The sequence below is a fragment of the Pseudomonas sp. AC172 genome, assembly GCF_979258595.1.
The window spans coordinates 2,404,400-2,420,924 of the sequence record NZ_OZ409868.1; the positions used below are offsets into that span (position 1 = coordinate 2,404,400).

Annotated in this window: 13 protein-coding genes; 6 read left to right on the forward strand and 7 right to left on the reverse strand. The window is 60.7% G+C overall.

Annotation, left to right across the window (positions count from 1 at the left end):
- Positions 1–28 precede the first annotated feature (28 nt).
- Positions 29–964, forward strand: a complete 936-nt coding sequence (locus ACZ0A4_RS10730) for a LysR family transcriptional regulator (RefSeq protein WP_463574561.1) — start codon at positions 29–31, stop codon at positions 962–964.
- Positions 965–1,008: 44 nt separating this feature from the next.
- Here the strand turns inward: ACZ0A4_RS10730 and ACZ0A4_RS10735 are convergent, their stop codons facing one another.
- The 3 genes from ACZ0A4_RS10735 to ACZ0A4_RS10745 all read right to left on the reverse strand — a co-directional run bounded on the left by ACZ0A4_RS10735 (position 1,009) and on the right by ACZ0A4_RS10745 (position 2,238).
- On the reverse strand, positions 1,009–1,266 hold the full coding sequence (locus ACZ0A4_RS10735; protein ID WP_463386711.1) for a DUF2790 domain-containing protein: 258 nt from the start codon (positions 1,264–1,266) through the stop codon (positions 1,009–1,011).
- 429 nt (positions 1,267–1,695) lie between these two features.
- Entirely contained in the window at positions 1,696–2,034 is a 339-nt protein-coding gene (locus tag ACZ0A4_RS10740) for a hypothetical protein (RefSeq protein ID WP_463574562.1), read from the reverse strand.
- Positions 2,035–2,043: 9 nt separating this feature from the next.
- Positions 2,044–2,238, reverse strand: a complete 195-nt coding sequence (locus ACZ0A4_RS10745) for a hypothetical protein (protein ID WP_093433302.1) — start codon at positions 2,236–2,238, stop codon at positions 2,044–2,046.
- Positions 2,239–2,473: 235 nt separating this feature from the next.
- On the opposite strand from ACZ0A4_RS10745, the gene ACZ0A4_RS10750 reads away from it, so the two are divergent.
- Positions 2,474–4,333, forward strand: coding sequence for an ABC transporter ATP-binding protein (locus ACZ0A4_RS10750; protein ID WP_463577538.1), 1,860 nt, complete (start codon positions 2,474–2,476; stop codon positions 4,331–4,333).
- Positions 4,330–4,734, forward strand: coding sequence for a hypothetical protein (locus ACZ0A4_RS10755; protein WP_463574564.1), 405 nt, complete (start codon positions 4,330–4,332; stop codon positions 4,732–4,734). The genes ACZ0A4_RS10750 and ACZ0A4_RS10755 overlap by 4 nt, the downstream gene beginning before the upstream one ends.
- 78 nt (positions 4,735–4,812) lie before the next feature.
- Here the strand turns inward: ACZ0A4_RS10755 and ACZ0A4_RS10760 are convergent, their stop codons facing one another.
- The 4 genes from ACZ0A4_RS10760 to ACZ0A4_RS10775 all read right to left on the reverse strand — a co-directional run bounded on the left by ACZ0A4_RS10760 (position 4,813) and on the right by ACZ0A4_RS10775 (position 13,335).
- Positions 4,813–5,226 (reverse strand): PaaI family thioesterase, encoded by a 414-nt coding sequence (locus ACZ0A4_RS10760; protein ID WP_463574565.1) that lies wholly within the window; start codon positions 5,224–5,226, stop codon positions 4,813–4,815.
- 165 nt (positions 5,227–5,391) lie between these two features.
- Positions 5,392–6,792 carry a GABA permease gene (gene gabP / locus ACZ0A4_RS10765; protein ID WP_463574566.1) on the reverse strand — a complete coding sequence of 467 codons (1,401 nt, stop codon included), beginning with the start codon at positions 6,790–6,792 and terminating at the stop codon, positions 5,392–5,394.
- 317 nt (positions 6,793–7,109) lie between these two features.
- Positions 7,110–12,605: a trifunctional serine/threonine-protein kinase/ATP-binding protein/sensor histidine kinase gene (locus tag ACZ0A4_RS10770; RefSeq protein WP_463574567.1), complete on the reverse strand. Its 5,496-nt coding sequence runs from the start codon at positions 12,603–12,605 to the stop codon at positions 7,110–7,112.
- A gap of 58 nt (positions 12,606–12,663) precedes the next feature.
- The gene (locus tag ACZ0A4_RS10775) at positions 12,664–13,335 is read right to left on the reverse strand and encodes a response regulator transcription factor (RefSeq protein WP_463574568.1); all 672 of its coding nucleotides are present in this window, start codon (positions 13,333–13,335) and stop codon (positions 12,664–12,666) included.
- A 200-nt stretch (positions 13,336–13,535) separates the two neighbouring features.
- Here ACZ0A4_RS10775 and ACZ0A4_RS10780 point away from each other — a divergent pair, with 200 nt between their 5' ends.
- From ACZ0A4_RS10780 to ACZ0A4_RS10790, 3 genes are all read left to right on the forward strand, one after another.
- Positions 13,536–14,552: a GlxA family transcriptional regulator gene (locus tag ACZ0A4_RS10780; RefSeq protein WP_463574569.1), complete on the forward strand. Its 1,017-nt coding sequence runs from the start codon at positions 13,536–13,538 to the stop codon at positions 14,550–14,552.
- Positions 14,553–14,682: 130 nt separating this feature from the next.
- On the forward strand, positions 14,683–15,054 hold the full coding sequence (locus tag ACZ0A4_RS10785; RefSeq protein ID WP_463574570.1) for a response regulator transcription factor: 372 nt from the start codon (positions 14,683–14,685) through the stop codon (positions 15,052–15,054).
- 240 nt (positions 15,055–15,294) lie between these two features.
- A complete protein-coding gene (locus ACZ0A4_RS10790) occupies positions 15,295–16,497 on the forward strand; it encodes an NAD(P)/FAD-dependent oxidoreductase (RefSeq protein WP_463574571.1) in 1,203 nt (400 codons plus the stop codon).
- Positions 16,498–16,525: the final 28 nt, after the last annotated feature.

The window sequence follows — 16,525 nt, forward strand, 5'->3', positions numbered from 1 at the left end:
ACACAACCCACCATAAGGCGGAACAACGATGGACGTTTTCCAGAGCATGCGTTTCTTCGTCGCCGTCGCGCAAAGCGGCAGCTTCACAGCGGCCGCCGAGTTGCTCGACACCACCACAACCAACGTCTCCAAAGCCGTGTCCGCCCTCGAAGCCCGCCTGCACACGCGCCTGATCAACCGCACCACCCGCCGCCTCGCCCTGACCGAAGCAGGCCTGCGTTACCTGCAACGCTGCGAACGCATCCTCGACGATGTCCGCGAGGCCGACGAAGAGGCCGGCACCGCACAAACCCTGCCCGTGGGCCGCTTGAAAATCCACGCGATGTCAGCCATCGGCAACCACTACGTGATCGACGCCATCGCGCGCTATCGCGAGATTCACCCCACGGTGATGTTCGACCTGACCCTGACCAACCGCGTACCGGACCTGCTCGAAGAAGGCTACGACATGTCCATCGTACTGGCCCGCGAACTGCCGGATTCCGGCTTCGTCGCGCAACGGCTGGGCATCACCTACAGCATCCTCTGCGCCTCGCCCGCTTATCTGGAAAAACGCGGCATACCCCACTCGCCCGACGCCCTGGCCGAACATGAGTGCCTGCGCATCGTCAACACGGTAATGCCGGTGGAGCACTGGACGTTTGAGGGGCCGCAAGGCATGGAGACCATCACTATTCCCGTGTCGCCCTTTCACATCAACACCGCCGACGGCATGACCATCGCGATCAGGAAAGGCATGGGCATCGGCATTCAGCCGATAGCATCGGCCGTGGATGGCCTGCGGGCAGGGACATTGGTGCGGGTGCTGCCGGAGTACCGGCTGGAGGAGTTGAACCTGTTCGCGATCTATCCGTCGCGCAAGTTCGTTGATGCGAAGACCAAAACCTGGGTGGATTTTCTCAAGCAGTCGATCCCGGAATTACTGGCATCGGACGAAGATATTGCGGGAGCAAGAAAGCCCTGAGTGCCGCAGACAAGGAGTGTCGACCCTCTCTTCTCTGCACTGAATCAACTGGAGCAGCCAGTGCCCATGACCTGGTATTGCAGAACATGGCGCTCGCCGTGGGAATCCTCGTAAGTCATCTGAACCGGCACCGGCGCGCATTCATTGGCCGGCTCGGTGATCGAGATCACATGCTCGATGTCGAGCTTGGTCGAGTAACCATAGGTTTCGACCGGCAGGTTTTGCGTCGGCGCCGAATCCGCATAGGCCTGTGCGCCCAGAGTGCCAAGCAGTAACGCCATTGCGATTTTCATTGTGTTCATGATGTTCACCGTCTCGTTGAGTGGGCCGCTTCAGCGTGATTGCTGCTGGCCTGGAGACTATGCTAGGGAATGATGGAGGCGGGAAAAATCGGGCGGTGGGACAAACACTGTTGCCGAATTGGGGAGCAATGGCTGGATTCGCTAGTTGGCATCAACGTTTTTCAAGCAAAGACAGCCAGGATCAAAAGCCCGACGGCTATCGCCAACCCACCGACAACTCTGGCGACGCCTGCCGACTGAAAATAGCGACGCTTGGCTCTCTGCTCTTTGGTTAACACTTGAGCAGACGTCAGCTGAGACCGCTCTGCCTCTACAGACTTCGAATACCCGAACATATCGGAGACATACAAAATCAACCCCACCCCTATGACCAACAGTGCGGAACCGAAACCCAGCATATTCAGACCCTCTATCAAAACGAGTGACTATCTAACGGAATTTCCCGCTCCAGCGCTTGAACGCCCGCCGCCCGCGCAAAACACCCCAGCACAACCACAGCCCCGTGCCAGTCGAGGCAATGAAAACGGCAATGGCCATCAGCAGATAAAAACCGAAGCGCCACGGTTGTTGATCGAAGACCAAGTGTTCCCGGACTTTGGAGACGCCCCGCCCCGTCGTGACGTCGAACTGCCAAAGGGTCGCGGCGTTGTGTATCTGTTCAGCACTGGCCAATGCTCCGAGCAGACATAACAGCGCACCGATGAGCGAGTAGAAGCGAATTCGATAATTCGGGATCACGTACGTTTCCTCTCCCTGGAAGGCCGACAATCACCGCGCTCAGGCGATGTAGAAAAAGTACAGCGCCAAGCCAAGCAACTGCATGAGCAGCAGAATGGAAAGCAAATGATTACACCCCTTCCAGACGTTGCTCACCGGTTTGTTTCTGGCGACTCGGTAACGCAGGTAACTGTCGAGCGAAAGCGACGCCGTGGGGATCAAGACGAACAAAAACGTCAAAAAGAAATTAAACATTTCCTTTGCCCATCGACTCCCAACATGAAACCGGATTTGTTCGCTGCATCGTGCACTGCTCAAGTCGTCTGAGCAGACAGCTTAGCTGATCAGCATGTACCCGGAATCCTTGGGGTTGTGCACCGCAGTGATCCCGAGCGATAACACTGGGTGGGGACAAGTCAGTGACATGCAATCCCGCAACACCGCCATTCAATGGCAAAATCCCCTGACCCTGATGATTTCGGAGACCACAATGCTGCGCGTGTTTGAACAACGGCTCGACCCATTTCCTCCCGACGAAGCACCACCTCCGCCCGTTGGCCTGATGCGGTTCCTGTGGGCCTGCACGCGCGGTGCACGCGGTTATATCCTCGCGTTGGCGCTGCTCAGTGCCGGTGTTTCAATCTACGAAGCCTGGCTGTTTTCCTTTCTCGGACAGGTCGTGGATCTGCTCTCGACGTGGCAGGCCGGCGGCGGTGTCAACGCGCAGGAAAGCCGCGTGCTGTGGGGCATCGGTATAGTGCTGTTCGTCAGTATCGGCCTGGTGGCGCTGCGCACCATGGTTCAGCACCAGATCCTGGCGATCAATCTGCCGCTGCGGCTGCGCTGGGATTTCCATCGGCTGATGCTGCGGCAAAGCCTCTCTTTTTTCTCCGACGAGTTCTCCGGACGGGTCACGACCAAGGTCATGCAGACCGCGCTGGCCGTGCGCGAAGTCCTGTTCACCCTGATCGAAATCGCACCGGGCATCGGCGTTTACTTCATCGCGATTATCGCCTTGGCTGGCGGCTTCGCCCTGAAACTCATGCTGCCGTTCATTGCTTGGCTCGCATTATTCGGGCTGGCCATGGTTTATTTTGTGCCGCGCCTGGGGAAGGTCGGCCAGGAACAGGCCGATGCTCGATCATCGATGACCGGACGCATTGCCGACGCCTACACCAACATCACCACGGTGAAACTGTTCTCGCATTCCAAGCGTGAAGCGCACTTCGCCCGCGCGGCCATGGAGGACTTCAAGCTCACCGGTTTTCGCCAGATGCGTCTGGTCAGCCAGTTCGAGATCGTCAATCAGGCGCTGGTGGTCGGGCTGATTATCGGTGCCGGCGGCTACGCCCTGTGGCTGTGGCACCTCGGCCAGGTCGGCACTGGTGCGGTGGCGGCGATCACCGCCATGGCGCTGCGCATCAACGGCATGTCGCACTGGATCATGTGGCAGATGACGTCGCTGTTCGAAAACATCGGCACCGTGCAGGACGGCATGGCCACCCTCACCCGTGGCCCCAAAGTGCAGGATGCGCCGAATGCCGGCGTGCTGGTGCCGGCCGGCGGCGCGGTGTCTTTTGACAAGGTCAATTTCAACTACAACGGCGAACGTCAGGTCCTCGACAACCTGAGCCTGAACATCCGCGCCGGCGAAAAGATCGGTCTGGTCGGCCGCTCCGGTGCAGGCAAATCGACGCTGATCAATCTGTTGCTGCGTTTCTATGACGTCGACAGCGGCAAGATTTGCATCGACGGCCAGAATATCGCGCAGGTGACGCAAGACAGTCTGCGCAGCGCGATCGGCATGGTCACCCAGGACACGTCGCTGCTGCACCGCTCGATACGCGACAACATCGCCTACGGCCGCCCGGACGCCACCGACGAAGACATCCGCCGCGCCGCCGCCAATGCGCAGGCCGACGGTTTCATCAGCCAACTGAGCGACAAGCAAGGCCACAGCGGCTACGACACCCTGGTCGGTGAACGCGGCATCAAACTCTCCGGCGGCCAGCGCCAGCGCATCGCCATTGCCCGAGTGATGCTCAAGAATGCGCCGATCCTGCTGCTCGATGAAGCCACCAGTGCGCTGGACTCTGAAGTCGAAGTGGCCATTCAGGAAAGCCTCGATGAAATGATGCAGGGCAAAACCGTGATCGCCATCGCCCATCGGCTGTCGACGATTGCGGCGATGGATCGACTGATTGTCATGGACGAGGGGCGGATTATCGAGCAAGGGACACACGCTGAGTTGCTCAACAGAAACGGCATTTATGCGCGGCTCTGGCAGCATCAGAGTGGTGGGTTTCTGGGTGAGGATCAGGGCGTGGCGGCGGCGATGGATCAGGCATGAGGTATTCAAAAGGCTCAGGCCGGCCACCGACGCATCTCACGTTGATCAGTTCCTTGGACGCCGACACCGGTAGCCTGGTGTTTGCTGACACCGAAGGCGGGGAGCACAGAGTGCATTACACATCACGTGTCGAGTTGCTGAGCCTGCTCAAAAGCCTTTTGCGTCAGCACGTGCCCATTGCTGTCGGAGGCATGCTCCCGGGACCGGCCGACGAAGTCGACAGGTTAATAGCGAACGAAGTACTTGAAGGGCCGTACATAGAACTGTCCTGGTCCGGCCCCGGGCAATGGACCCTGCGCGAAATCGACGGCACTGCCGGGCAATGGCAATTAGTCGCTGACACTCGAAGTATGGCCAATGTGTCATTCGATCCGGAGTCGCTGAAATTCTCAGGCCGGTAGAGGACGGCATCGGCCAAAAAGCGGCCATGCAAGGCGACCAGGTAACACAGGATTACCCACGCCTTCATGGCTAAGCTTTCAACCCATCGGCACCGCAAACACCGCACTGGCCCGCGCAACCGTTCGCTCACCGACATGCAAACTGACAGCGGCAAACGCCAGTTGCCGGCCTTTTTTCGAGTACTCCAGACGCACTTCCAGCCACTCGTTCATTTTCACGGCGCCGAGATAATCCAGGGTCATGCTCGCCGTGATCAATGGCTGCGGAGGGTCGCTGGAAAAGGCCATGGCGTAGCCCATCCCGACATCGGCCAACGTCGCCAATACGCCGCCATGCAAGGTGCCACGGCCGTTGGCATGGCGTGAGTCAGTCAATAAACCCAGTTCCAATTGCAGCCCATTGCCCTTCGCGTAGATCGGGCCAAGCAAATCCAGCAACGGACTGCTTCGGGTAAACGGGGCGAAACCTTCGGGAATTGCGGTGGCATCCATGATCCCTCCGTGTGCCGGTGACTACCGGCGTCATTGACCTGAATACTTCGATTCAGTGGGAGGGTTTATAGGCGAACACGTAACGGGGCAAGCACTATACGGATGCGGAATCTGCGGTGATAAAGCCCGGCGTCCTCAAAAGATCAGCGCAAACCGCTCCCTTTTTTACCCCACCGATGTAACTCGCACCGCCGGCGCAGGGTGACGCGACGTCACCAGGCCAATAAAGGAAATCGCCAACGCCAGACCGATCGTTGTGGTGACTTCGGTGCGGTGTTCCGGGGTGATCATCATCACCGCCAGCGCGGCGCAGATAAACACGATTACCAGCCATGTCAGCCAGGGAAACAGCCACATGCGAAAGGTCAGCTCGACGTTGCGCTGGCGCAGTATCCGCCGCATGCGCAACTGCGATACCGCAATGGCGAGGTACACCAGCAAGGCAATCGCGCCGGAGCTGGCCAGCAGGAATTGAAACAGCCCGGCAGGCATGAAATAGCTCCATACGGTGATCAATGCACCCAGCACGGTACTGGCGATGACAGCTGCGCGCGGCACGCCCGCCGACGAGGTCACCTTGAGCATCTTCGGCGCATCGCCACGACGACCGAGCGAGAACAACATGCGCGAGGCAATGTAGATCGAGGAGTTCATGCAACTGGCCACTGCGATCAGTACGACGATGTCGACCATGAACTTGGCGTGGGGAATGTTCATGATTTCCAGGGCGCGCTGATAAGAGCCGACCGAGGCCAGCAACGGATCATTCCAGGGCACCACGGAGATCACCACGAAGATCGACAGTAGATAAAACACGCCGATACGCCAGATCACCGAGCGCGTGGCCTTGGCAATGTTTCGCGACGGATCATTCGATTCGGCAGCGGCAATGGTCACCGCTTCAGTACCGATAAAGCTGAACATGATGGTGATGAAGGCGCCGACAACCGCCGACAGACCGTTGGGCGCAAATCCGCCGTGGTCGGCCATCAACCCGCTCAAGCCGCTGACTTCCCTGTCGGGAATCCAGCCCATCAGCACGGCAAACCCGACACCGATGAAACCGATGATCGCTACGACCTTGGCCATGGCAAACCAGAACTCGAATTCACCGTACTTGGACACGCTGAACAGGTTGGTCACCACCAACGCAATGATCGAGCCCAAGGCGAACAGCCAGGCATCGACCTGAGGAAACCATTGGTTCAAAACATGGCCGGCCGCCAATGCTTCGATGGGAATCACCAACACCCAGAACCACCAATAGAGCCAACCAATGGTGAACCCCGCCCAGCGCCCGATCGCTTGATCGGCATAGGTCGAGAACGAGCCGGTGTCCGGATTGGCCACCGCCATTTCGCCGAGCATGCGCATGACCAGCACGACGAGCAGACCCGAGAACAGATAAGCCAGCAGCACCGCCGGCCCCGCTGCGGCAATGGCATGCCCCGAACCTACGAACAAACCGGCGCCGATAATCCCGGCGATGGACAGCATGGTGACGTGACGAGGCTTGAAGCCCTGCGCCAATTGGCTACTCGAATCCATGGAGTTCGGGCTGATCATTGGTTTTTTTATTCTCTGCTGATCGACATTCAAGCGAGTTGATGTGAGCAGACGATCATCATCGTTGCCTGTAGAACTCCCCGAAAGAAGCCTCCCTCAACCGCCGCAGTTCCTATCAACCCCATGATCTGTATGGGGTTATCTTGACTTAAAGACACCTCACCTTACCCGGCCTGTCCGAGGAGTCAGTAGCCTGATTGCGCCATGATCGTGTCTGATATCGACATTCGAGAACTATATGTTCACGATAAAAACTGGCTGGTCACCTCGCGCACATTGCAACCTGTGTTCGCTGCAGCGCCTCATAACTCGGCAACTCAATCGCATCCGCCTTCGGCGAAAGGACTTTGTTTATACCCCGGCAACGCCAACACAACCCGCGCCCCGCAAGGCGCATTCGCCTCCGCCCACAAGCGTCCGCCATGCGCCTCGATGATCGTGCGACAGATCGACAGCCCCATTCCCAAACCGGTGGCTTTGGTGGTGTAGAACGCGGTGAAGACTTCTTCCGCGCGCTCGCAGGCAAACCCCGGCCCGGAGTCGCTGACCGTAATCTGCACGTTATCACCGACGCAATCGCTGCTGATCGACAGTCGACGCGCGCCCTCCTCCATCACCTCCATGGCTTCGAGGCCGTTGACGATGAGATTGAGCAATACCTGTTGCAACTCGACCCGGTCGGCCAATACCGCCGGCAAGTCGCTGGCCAGTTGCACGGACACCTCTGCCCCGTATCGAGTCGCCTCACCGCGCGTAAACCCGACCATTTCGCCCACCACCGCATTGAGGTCCAGTGCTTGCCGTTGCGGTGGGGTTTTGCGGATCAGCGCGCGGATCCGGCCGAGTACGTCGGCCGCGCGGTTGCCATCGGCGATGATGCGTTTGAGCCCCAGTTCGACTTCATCGGTGTTCGGCGGTTGTGCGCCGAGCCAGCGCAGTGCGGCGTTGGCATTGGTCACGGTGGCGGCGATCGGCTGGTTGACTTCGTGGGCGATGGACGCCGCCAACTGGCCCATGGTCGCCACGCGGTTGGCGTGGGCCAGTTCCGCTTGTACCTGGCGGTAACGGCGCTCGCCTTCGCGCACTTGTTCTTCCGCTTGTTTGCGCTCGCTGAGGTCGAGGACGAACGCCACGCCCTGTTGCTGACTGGCTTCAAACGCGGCCAGACCGACGATCACCGGCAGGCAACTGCCGTCCTTGCGGATGTATTCCTTTTCGAACGGCTGGGCGCGCCCGGTGCGGATTGCCGTCGCCAGCGCCGCTTCGCTTTCGGCGCGTCGTGCCGGCGGTGTCATGTCACGCCAATGCACTTTCCCCGAAAGCAGATCCTCGCGCTGATAGCCGACCATGCGCAGGAACGCGTCGTTGGCCTCGATGATTTCCCCTTCGACGCTCCAGACGATGATGCCGATGATATTGGCGTCGACCAGCCGGCGAATCTTCGCTTCACGCTTGGCGATGTCGCGATACAGCCGCGCGTTGTCCAGCGAGATTGCCGCTTGTGAAGCGACCAGCCGCAGAATGGCGATGCGCGCCGGGCTGAACACCCCCGTCGACAGATTGTTCTCCAGGTACAACGCCCCGGCGACCCGGCCCTGATTCATCAATGGCAGGCACAGAATCGACCGGGCGCCGTGCTGTTGCATATAAGGATCAGCGGCGAATGCCGGATCGGCGACGGCATCGTCCAGACACAGATTTTCGCCGGTGCGCAGGGTCTGGTAGAGCACCGATTCGGCCAGCGCCGCCGCGTTGACCGGCTCATTGCACAGTAAAGTGCTGCTGTCGCCAATGCGCGTTCGCGCGGCGATATACGGCGTCTCGCCTTCGGCAAGAATCAGCACACCCTGCTCGGCGCCGGCCTGTTCGATGGCGGTGCGCATGATCGTTCCGATCAGCCGGTCGAGGACAATTTCGCCAGACACGGCTTGGGAGACCTTGAGCACCGTGGCCAGGTCCAGATGCTCGACGGCGGTAATGATGGTCGCAGTCGGGCTGGGCAGCGCGTCTTCCTGGCGCAGAAAACGGTGCCGGCGCTCCAGTTGTCGCACCTTGCCATCGGCGCCCCAGCGCAAGTAACCGTAACGCGCGTCTTGCAGGTAAACGCGGGAGATTTTCGCCAGACCGCGAGCACCATAGAAACGCGCCGCCAACTCATTGGCCAAAGCCTCGATGTGAACGAAACCGCTATCCACCGCCAATTGAATCGCCCGCTCATACAGCAACTCTGCTTCAATCAGTTGCCCCGCAACCCGAGCGATTTCCGCGCCGACCAGTGTCACGTGACTGGCGAAGGTTTCGGCACACTGTTGCGCCCAGGTCTGCAGCTGATTGTGGTGTTCTGCCAAGCGTTGCAGTTGATCGCCATCGACGGCGCCGTGGGCGGCCAATGTCAGCGCTGCGTAGAAGTGGTATTCGGCCTCCTCGAAAAAAGAAGAAATAACCCACATTAATTCCCGCGCCTGGGCCGCGCAGTCAGCGGCCGCCGCGTAATCTGCCGCCAGATAGCGCGCCTGCAACTTGCGCACCCAATACTTGCCCCGAGCCAGCGCCAGATCAGGCGCAGCGAGGTTTGCCTCGAAGCGCGTTTCATCGAATTGTTCATCATTGAAACTACCGAATTCCGCAGTCTGCCCGCGCAACATGCGGATCAGTGCCCGCTGGCAACTCATGAAACTCACCACCAGCCCGAAACGGATTTTCCGCGCATAAGCCAGCCCCGCCTCGGCTTGAACCTGCACCTCCGCCAGCGGCTCACCAATAAACAGCAGGTCGGAAATCAGGCTGTTGCCGGCATAGGCTGCATAGGGTAAATCGCCGATGCGGTTGCCGGCGCTGAGCGCACGTCGCAACAATTCCCGGCACTCGCGCACCGGACGCATCCAGCGCACCACAAAAATCGAAAAGCACAGGTAGGTACGCGCTTCGTATTGCGTAAGGCCTCGGCGGTCAACCAGATCGCAGCCCAAACGGCCAAAGCGGTAACCGCTGGTGTAGTCACCGAAGCGCCGCCCGGCGACCCGCACAACGTTGGCGTAGAGCATGCAGGAGGCGTCGCAATTGCCGTGCTCCAGACTCAGACTGACGGCTTTACAGATGGTCAGGCATGCGAGGTTCGCATCGGACTGCAACGCCGGGGCCAACAGCTTGCTCAACGCATCCAGCGTCACCAGTGAGGCCGGATCTTCCATCAGCGGCAGGTCGATCAATTGTTCGATGCTGCGGTCACCCAGTTGCGTCCAGATCTGCTGGTATTCCTGGCGCACTTGCTGATCGTCCGGATGCGCCGTCCAGTCGATGCCAACCTGACGCAAATAGGCCAGGCAGACCGCCACCGCACGGTCGCTGCGATCAAGCAACAGGTAGACGTCCATGTGCAAACACGTCACCGCCGCGCGCTCCACCGTGGTTGCCGCACGCTCGGCCAAAACCCGCAAACGGGCGTCGGCCAGCGTCAATTGCCCGGTGAGAAATTCGCACTCGGCGCGATTCAGCTCCAGGGCAAATGCCAACTCATGGCGACTGTCGTAGCCTTGCTCGCCAAGCACTGTTGCACCTGCGCCCAAATAGGTCAGCGCTGAGGTGTATGCGGTCGAAGCCTTGGCTCGCTGACCGGCGAGCAGGTTGTATTCGGCCAGTTGTTCACGCTCGGCCCGGGCGCTGATCAGGCTGGCGCCGCGATTGAGCTGGCCGACGATTTCGAAGATCGCCTCTTCGCGCCCCTCGCCCGGCGTTTGCAGCGCCAATAGCCGGCCGATGCGCAAATGCGTCTGCGCACGTTCGGCTTCGGCGATCAGCGAGTAAGCCGCCTCGTGCACACGGTCGTGGGCAAACGCACAGGCGCCCTCCAGACGCTCAACCAGATCCTGGCGCACCGCCGGCCACAGCGCCGCGTGCACGCGAGCCGTGGGCAAATCGAGCACGGTGGCCAGCGTGTCGATCCGCGCGACGTTGCCCAGGCACGCCAGTTGTTGCAGGGCCTGCCGGGTTTCCAGCGGCAAACGCGCAAGCTTGCCGACCATCAGATCGACAACGTTGTCGGTGTAGCCTTTGCCGTTGATCAGCTCAAGATCCCAGCGCCACCGATTGAGCTGATGGTCGTAAATCAGCAGTTCTTCCTCGGCGAGGGCCTGGAGAAACTGAATGACAAAAAACGGATTGCCGCCAGTCTTGTCCAGCACCAGCCGCGCCAATGTGACGATGCTCGCGGGTGGGCAGCGCAACGATTCGGCGATCAGTTGTTCGATGTGCACACCCGCGAGCGGGGTCAGGCGAATCTCGTCGATGTGCGCGCCGGCACTACGAATGGCTTTGAGCTTGCCGCTGAGCGGATGATCGGCATCCACCTCGTTATTGCGGTAGGCGCCGACCAGCAGCAGGTGGGCAACCTCTGCGCGGGTCAGCAGCTCTTCGAGCAGATCCAGCGTCGCCGCATCCAGCCATTGCAGGTCATCGAGGAACAGCGCCAACGGGTGTTCCGGTCGGGCAAACACGCTGATAAAACGCTGAAACACCCGCAGGAAACGTTGCTGCGCTTGTTGCGGTTCAAGCTCCGGCACCGCTGGCGGTTCGCCTATGATCAGTTTCAGTTCGGGGATCAATTCGGTCATCAGCCGCGCGTTCGGCGACAGTGCCTGCAACAGCGCCGCGCGCCATTCAACGAGCACCTCGCGGCGCTTGCCCAGCAGCGTGCGCACCAGTCCTTGAAAGGCTTGAACCAGCGTCGCATAGGGAATATCGCGCTTGTACTGATCGAACTTGCCGGAGGCAAACAGCCCCCGCGACGGCACCAGCACCTTGTGCAACTCGCTGACCACCGAGGATTTTCCAATCCCGGAATAACCGGACACCAGCACCAGCTTCGGCGATTGGCTCTGCACCACGTGTGCGAACGCGTCGATCAGCGTTTGCACTTCGCGCTCACGACCGTAGAGCTTCTCCGGGATCAGCAGGCGATCGATCGCGCCCTGCTCGTTCAGCGTGAAAGTCTCGATGTGCCGGGCACGCTGCCAATCGTTCAGGCACCGACGCAGGTCGTGCTCGACGCCAGCAGCGGTTTGATAGCGTTCCTCAGCGGTCTTGGCGAGCAACTTCATGACCACCCGTGAGAGCATCACCGGCACGGTGGCCACCCGTTCGCACGCCGGCATCGGTAACCGCGCGATGTGGCAATGCACCCATTCCATCGGATCATTGGCGCTGAACGGCAGCGAGCCGGTGAGCATTTGATAAAGGGTCACGCCAAAGGCATACAGATCGCTGCGCGAATCGATCGAGCGATTCATCCGCCCGGTTTGTTCCGGCGCCATGTACGCGAGGGTACCGGCGATGGTTTCCGGTGGTTCCGGCGCCTGCCGTTCACGGGGCAGACGTGAGGCGAGGCCGAAGCCGGTCAGGCGTGTCTGGCCGTCGCTGCAATGGACCAGAATGTGGTGCGGCTTGAGGTCTTTGTGCACCAGCCCGCACTGGTGCAGGCGGCCCAGCGCCACGGCGATGTTGATGGCCAGCAGCAGGCCGGTCTCGGTGTCCAGCGGCGCGGTCAGCAAGCGTGACAGCGGATCGCCGCCGGGGTCATCGAACAGCAGACGCGTGGTTGCGCCTGCGCGTTCAAGGGCCTGCGGTTGCAGCGCCCATTCACCGTTGAGATCGTCCTTGAGGCTGTATTCGTGTGCGAGTCGATCGAGAGTCGCAGGCAGCGGTTGAGCGAGGGTCGGGCGCATCACCAGAACATTGCGGCTGCCCTCCCCCTGGCCGAGTTCGCGGGCAAACACCCGTTCGCCGTCGTCCCACAAAATCTGCTTTTTGCTGGCCATGTGTGCGACACCGTCAAAGGGTTGCTGCTGCGCGGTGGATGATCCGCGCTGATTCAGCTCAAATTGTTCGCCGCGCCGGCTCTATGCCCAGCGATTCGGCAATACGCACCAGATCCGCCACCGAGCGTGCCGACAGTTTCTTCATCACCTGGCCGCGATGGACTTTCACCGTCACTTCGCTGAGGTTGAGCTGCGCCGCAATCTGCTTGTTCATCAGCCCGCCGATGACGAAGCCGAGCACCTCGCGCTCGCGCACGGTCAGCGTCTCGAAGGCCAGACGCGTGGCGGCGCCGGACTGCTCGGCGATCAACCGCGCACTGTCGCGGGCCAGTGCACTGGCGACGGCGTCGAGCATGTCCTGATCGCGAAACGGCTTGGCGAGAAAGTCCACCGCACCGGCCTTCATCGCCTTGACAGTCATGGCGATATCGCCGTGTCCGGTCATGAACACGATGGGAATGCGCACGCCGGTCTTTTCCATCTGTTCCTGAAAAGTCAGGCCGCTTTCACCGCGCAGGCGCACATCGAGCACCAGACAACCGGGCACGTCACGTTTGGCCGCGGCGAGAAAATCCTGGGAGGTTTCGAACGTCTGCACTTGCAGGCCAATGGAGCGCAGCAAACCGTCGAGGGCCTGGCGCATCGACGCGTCGTCGTCGACGACATAAACCACCGGTTCGCGCAACGTCGGCGGGTTGGCGCTGGGGCTGGAAAGCGACCACAGGGTCATGCTGTCTCCTCGGCGAGATCGCACGGGTGCGATGTGCAGGTGAATAAATCTAGTCCATGATGGCAAACGCAGCCAGAGGCCAGCCAAACGGTCGCGCAGCAGGCTAGCAGTCGGCGCGCGTTGCCGACAGGCCAGAAACCCCTGAAAATCGGCCATGCCATCTCCACCCCACTTCAGCCGTTTGAACAGGCACGATTTCGATGTCCAGCGATTCCTTACAGCTGCGGATTTCCACCGCGCCAACCCGCGACGTGGTGTTCATCGCCTACCCGCGAATGAGCCTGCTCGACCTCAGCGGCGCCCAAACGGTGTTCTGGGCCGCGAGCAGAGCCTTGGCCGAACGTGGCCAACCCGGCTATCAACTGCACACCGCCAGCCTTGCAGGCGGGTTGGTGCACACCGTCGAAGGTTTGGCCGTCGACACCCGAGCGTTGCGCGAACTGGACATTGCCGCGCTGGATACCCTCGTCGTCCCCGGCGCACCGGACATCTGCCAGACCCTCGATGAACACGGTGAGTTGACCGAATGGCTACGCCGCGAGGCCCCGAGCGCGCAACGCGTGGTCTCGGTCTGCAGCGGCGCGTTTCTGCTGGCCAAGGCTGGCCTGCTCGACGGCTGTCGCGCCGCGACGCACTGGGCCATGTGCGAGACCTTGCGCGAACGCTTCCCGGCGATCGAGGTGGATGCCGATGCAATCTTCATTCAGCAAGGTTCGGTGTGGACATCGGCCGGGGTCACCGCCGGTATCGATCTGGCGTTGGCGCTGGTCGAGGCTGATGGCGGTCGCGAAGTGGCCTTGCAGGTCGCCCGCGAACTGGTGGTGTACCTCAAACGCCCCGGTGGTCAGGCGCAATACAGCACGCTGCTGCAAACGCAAATGCAGGACAGTCCGCTGTTCGACTCACTGCACCTGTGGCTGATGGACAACCTCGGCGATCCCAGGCTGAGTGTTGAGCGCCTTGCCGAACAGGCGAAAATGAGCCTGCGCAACTTTACCCGGCTCTACAAACAGAACACCGGGCGCACGCCGTCCAAAGCCATCGAATTGTTCCGCCTCGAAGCGGCCAGGCGTCTGCTGGAACATTCAGCGCACAACATCGACAAGGTCGCGCGTCTCTGCGGCTTTGGTGACGAAGAGCGGTTGCGCGCCTGTTTTCAGCGCCACCTGTCGATCTCACCGCGTGATTACCGCAGCCGCTTCAGCCGTGAAGGCTGATCGCCGCAGGCGCTGACTATCAAAGGGTCTCGACGCGCTATACCTAGGTATAGTTTTGCGCCAGTGCGGACGGCGTATGGTGCAAGAACGACAGGAGTCGTCACGCGTGCCCATCCGGCCAGGGAGCCTTATGCACAACACGGTTGTCATTGCAGTGGTTGACGACGACGAGGCCATTCGCAGTGCGCTGAACAGCTTGCTGCGCGCCAGTGGCTATCGGGTTCAAACCTATTGCAGCGCCCGCGCGTTCCTTGAGTCAACAGACCTCGATCAAGTGCATTGCCTGATTTCCGACATCCAGATGCCCGGCCTCAACGGCCCGCAACTCCATGAAACGTTGCGCGCGCAAGGCTGGCGCATTCCGGTGATTTTTGTCAGCGCTCATCCCGGTGCAATGCCCACCCGCTTTCCCGACGTTATCGCTTGCCTGCCCAAACCCTTCCAACCCGAAGACTTGCTCCGCCATATCAAACAAGCCCTGAATAAAACACCTCCCGTGTAGGAGCAGCCTTCGGCAACGCCTACAGTTCGATACCTTCGTATACCTCCCTTCAACGCATGCGTAATCAACGCACACTGATGGACAACTGCGCCCGCAGCCCTCACGCCATAGCATTGTTTTCGACAGCGGGCGATTAAGCGCCATGCAGTACGGCAAGCAGTTTGCGGCGGCCAGTGATCGTCATGCCAGAGTCGAAATCACGACTCGGTTTATCCATCCATCAGCGTCAGGGAGCACATTATGAAACAGCAATTATTGGTGATCGGTGCAGGGTTCGGTGGACTCTGGAGCACGTTGAGCGCCGCGCGTTTGCTGGATATGCATGACCGTCAGGACGTGGAGATCACTCTGCTCGCCCCACAAGCCGAACTGCGCATCCGTCCGCGTTTCTACGAACCCGATGTGCACAGCATGTATGCGCCGCTGGACGCGCTGTTCGCTGCCGTCGGTGTGCGTTTCGTCAAAGGCACCGCTGAAAGCATCGACGGCCAGGCACGGCGTGTCGGTTATCGCGATGAAAGCGGTCGCCCGGGTGTACTTTCTTACGATCGACTGGTGCTGGCCAGCGGCAGCCAACTGGCCCGTCCGCCAGTGCCGGGCCTGAAAGAGCACGCCTTCGATGTCGACCAGATCGAATCGTCGGCGCGGCTGGAACGCCACCTGATCTCGCTGGCCAGTCAGCCGGCCAGCAAGGCTCGCAACACTGTAGTCATCGCCGGCGGTGGTTTCACCGGGATCGAAACCGCGACCGAGATGCCAAGCCGTCTGCGCGCCATTCTGGGTGAAGATCAAGACGTCCGCGTGATCATCGTTGATCGCAGCAAAGACATCGCCGCGACCATGGGCGACGGCATTCGCCCGTCCATCATCGAGGCCTCCAAGGAACTGGGCATCGAATGGATCGTCGACGCCACTGTCGCCGGCGTGGATGCCAACGGCGTGACCCTCGCCGACGGCCGCCACATCGAGAGCAACACGGTGATCTGGACCGTCGGTTTCCGCGCCAGTCCGCTGACCGAACAGCTCAACGCCGAACGCGATGGCCAGGGCCGTTTGCACGTCGACGGCAACCTCAAAGTGCAAGGTCTCGATCACGTATTCGCAGCCGGCGATGTCGCCCGTGCCGCCACCGATGACGTCGGCAACTTCTCGGTAATGTCCTGCCAACACGCCATCAGCCTCGGTCGTCATGCCGGCAACAACGCCGTCGCCGATCTGCTCGGCGTCGCGCCGACCACCTACCGTCAGCCGAAGTACGTCACCTGCCTTGACCTGGGTGCCTGGGGTGCGGTGTACACCGAGGGCTGGGATCGCCAGTTGAAACTGGTGAAAACCGAGGCCAAAGAGCTGAAGACGCAGATCAACAGCGTGTGGATCTACCCGCCGGTCGCCGAGCGTAGCGCCGCGCTGGCCGCTGCCGACCCGGCAATCCCGGTGGCCTGATTGCCCCGTCCAACCTCGAACCGATGTC